Source organism: Tessaracoccus sp. O5.2 (assembly GCF_964266725.1).
GTDB lineage: Bacteria > Actinomycetota > Actinomycetes > Propionibacteriales > Propionibacteriaceae > Arachnia > Arachnia lapidicapta.
Window position 1 is genome coordinate 1 of sequence record NZ_CAXWGV010000040.1, and the last position, 531, is coordinate 531.

Here is a 531-nt window from a genome sequence, read left to right on the forward strand (position 1 = left end):
CGCAGGCCCACGAGTTCGACGTCGAAGACCCGCCGACTCAAGCCCAGGATCACGATCGCGCGAACCCGACCGAATCAGACTTCTCAAGGCGGAGCGCAGCTGGACATGCAAACGCGAGAAACGTACGCTCGGTCGGCGGCATGATCGGACGTTCGGTGAGTGGCTACTCGTAGTGGGTCCACATCCTCAGGATGTGGACGACGTGGCGATCAGGGAGCACCTCATAGACAAGTCGGTGCTGGATGTTGATGCGCCGTGAGTAGCAGCCAGCGAGGTCGCCGACCAACTTCTCGCACTTGGGTGGCGTGGTGAACGGGTCCTGGGCCAGAACCTGAAGCAGGTGCTGCGCCTTCGTCTTCAGCCCTGAGGAGGCCAGCTTCTTGGCGTCCTTCTGGGCTTGGCGTGAGTACACCAGAGTCCAGGGACTCACCAGTCAAGCTCGGTCGAGCCCGCGTCGACGCCCTCCGCGCGGGCGCGCCGGATGGAATCGGCCAACCCCGGTACCGACTCAAGGAACAGCGTCTCCTGGAT

The 531-nt window shown here is 63.3% G+C and carries 1 protein-coding gene; it reads right to left on the reverse strand.

The genetic code is table 11. The features are described from left to right. Positions 1–163 precede the first annotated feature (163 nt). Positions 164–430: a Txe/YoeB family addiction module toxin gene (locus ACFQPD_RS11050; protein WP_385900708.1), complete on the reverse strand. Its 267-nt coding sequence runs from the start codon at positions 428–430 to the stop codon at positions 164–166. Between the last annotated feature and the right edge of the window lie 101 nt (positions 431–531).